Origin of the sequence: Streptomyces sp. NPDC049577, from assembly GCF_040675635.1 — a bacterium.
In the GTDB taxonomy this organism is placed as follows: Bacteria; Actinomycetota; Actinomycetes; order Streptomycetales; family Streptomycetaceae; genus Streptomyces.
The window spans coordinates 1-2,376 of sequence record NZ_JBFAPH010000552.1; the positions used below are offsets into that span (position 1 = coordinate 1).

At 72.3% G+C, this 2,376-nt stretch carries 3 protein-coding genes; 2 read left to right on the forward strand and 1 reads right to left on the reverse strand.

All coding sequences use genetic code 11. The features are described 5' to 3' along the window. Positions 1–105: 105 nt before the first annotated feature. Positions 106–1,170, forward strand: a complete 1,065-nt coding sequence (locus AB0K09_RS32485; protein ID WP_366068987.1) for a helix-turn-helix transcriptional regulator — start codon at positions 106–108, stop codon at positions 1,168–1,170. Between the two features lie 103 nt (positions 1,171–1,273). On the opposite strand, the gene AB0K09_RS32490 is transcribed toward AB0K09_RS32485, so the two are convergent. Beyond that, the gene (locus tag AB0K09_RS32490; RefSeq protein ID WP_366068988.1) at positions 1,274–1,486 is read right to left on the reverse strand and encodes a hypothetical protein; all 213 of its coding nucleotides are present in this window, start codon (positions 1,484–1,486) and stop codon (positions 1,274–1,276) included. Between the two features lie 382 nt (positions 1,487–1,868). Here AB0K09_RS32490 and AB0K09_RS32495 point away from each other — a divergent pair. Further along, positions 1,869–2,376: condensation domain-containing protein (locus AB0K09_RS32495; protein ID WP_366068989.1), on the forward strand; the 508-nt coding region annotated here is incomplete at its 3' end.

A 2,376-nucleotide genomic window follows, 5' to 3' on the forward strand; every position in this document is an offset into this window, starting at 1 on the left:
CGCTCGGGGTGATCGCGCGGCTGGTGAAGTGGATGTTCGTCCCCTCCCGAGGCGAAGTGCCCCAGTGGGGGTGTTTCCCGTGACAGCGCCGCCAGGGGGCCGAGAGTGGAAGAACCAAGGCAGATCGCGGAGCTCGATGCCGTCCACGAGCTCGAGGAGACGGACATGGTGGTCTACGGCCATGTGCTGGAACACCGCTCCTCCGACACGGAGGTGATCGCGGCAGCCACCGGGATCGGCCCGGAGGAGGCCGCGCTCAGCCTGAAACGACTGCGCCGCGCCCGGTTGGTGCACACGAGCCCCGAGGACCCGGCGCAGGTCTTCGCGGTGGCGCCGGAGACGGCCTCCGCCCAGCTGGCCGCGCCGGTCGAGGCGCGGATACGGGAGCAGCAGGAGGCGCTCGGGGCGATACGCGAGGAACTCGGGCGCTTCGGCTCCTACTACCACCTGCGCCGCTCCTCCACGGAGGCGCTGGAGGTCCTGGAGAACGTGCAGGACGTGCGGAACGCGCTCAACCAGGCCTCGGACAGATGCACCATGGAGGTGCTCACCTGCCAGCCCGGCGGCGGTTCGCGCGTCCCGGAGGCCATGCAGGAGGCGCTCGGCCGGGACCGGGCCATGCTGGAGCGCGGGGTGCGGATCCGTACGCTCTACCACCACACGGCACGCTTCAACGGGCCCAGCCAGGCCTACGTGGCGGCCGCGGGGGCGCTGGGCGGCCAGTACCGGACCGCGCACGAGCTGTTCGGCCGGCTGATCGTCTTCGACCGCGAACTCGCCTTCATCCCTGTGCAGGACGGCAGCTGGGGCGCCGTGGCCGTCCGGGAGCCGAACACGGTGGCCTATCTGTGCGAGCTCTTCGAGCAGACCTGGGACCGCGCGACGCCGTTCGCCACCGCGGTGGGGCAGGACCTGGAGAAGGTCTCCCGCGAGATCCACGAGACGATCGTCAAGCTGCTGACGGCCGGTCTGAAGGACGAGGCCATCGCCCGCCGGCTGGGGATGTCGCTCCGCACGGCGCGCCGTCACATCGCGGACATCCTGGAGGAGCTCGGTGCCGTGAGCCGCTTCCAGGCGGGCGTGCTCGCGGCCGCCCGGGGCCTGGCCGAACCCGACGCCGCCACCGGTGCCGGTACCGGCGTGGCAGCGGAGGCCGGCCCCGAGGTGTGACGCGGCCCGCCGCCGGGCCCGGCGGGGTGCCTTCACCGCCGGGGCCCGGGGCCGCCCGGCCCGCCCGGATCCCGGGCGGTGCCGCGCGGGCCGTGCCCGGGGGTCAGCCGCCCCACGAGGTGTCCGTGGTGCCCTTGCCGTCGTGAGGGCGCTTGATGCCTCCGGGGAAGGGAATCGGATGCCCGTTCCCGGCCGGCGCGTCGGCGGCCACCACGGACGGGCCCGCCTTCCCGGCCGTTTCCGAGGCCGTCACGGGCATCACCTGGAGGGCCAGAGCGGCCACCACGGCGGACGCGGCGAGAATCCAGCGCTTCATCAAGGGGTCCCCCTTCTTCCGGCGGCGCGTGCGGCCGCCGTCCCATCGAACACCGACTGGTCGTGACGATCGTGTTCCGGTCGTCGTCGGCTGGCTCCAGCCTGCTGTCAAGACGGGCTCCCGACAACACGTCACATGCTTCACCAAGCTGCATGTCCCCAAAGTGAAGGGGGACAAAAGGGGCGCTCGGTCGGGGGTGAAACGGACTCCCGGGGCGGCGCTCCCGGGGCTGCGGTAACGCCTTCACGTGACTTGAGCGGGGCGCCGGGCGGCGGAAATCATTCGGACGTTCCGCCCACCGTGCCGGAACTTCCCCTGTGACGCGGCGTGTTCACGGTTTCCGCGTTCTCCCGACCGTCGGAGCACCGACCGAGGTGGAGTCATGTCTGCTGCCCAGCACACTTCGCTGCCCTTGACGGCAGCCCAGACCGGGGTCTGGTTCGCGCACCGGCTGAACCCGGATTCCCCCGTCTACAACGTCGGCGAATACGTCGAGATCCACGGACCGGTCGACGCCGGCCTCTTCGAGGCCGCCCTGGCCCAGGTCGTGGCGGAGGCCGGCACACTGCACGTCCGGCTGACGGAGGAGCGCGACGGGCCCCGCCAGACCACCGGCGCCGCCCGAGGCGCCCGCCTCCGGCTGCTCGACGTCAGCGGCGAGGCCGACCCGGCGGCCGCCGCACGCGCCCACATCACCGCGGACATGGCCCGCCCGGTCGACATCACCGGCGACGACCTGTACGCGTACGCCCTGATCAAACTGGCCGACGACCGGTACTTCTGGCACCAGCGCTACCACCACGTCCTCATCTCGGCCAGCAGGCGGTCCAGCCAGTCCAGGGTCGCGGCGTCCACTCGCGCGGAGCCGTTCACGGCGCTGGTGACCCGGG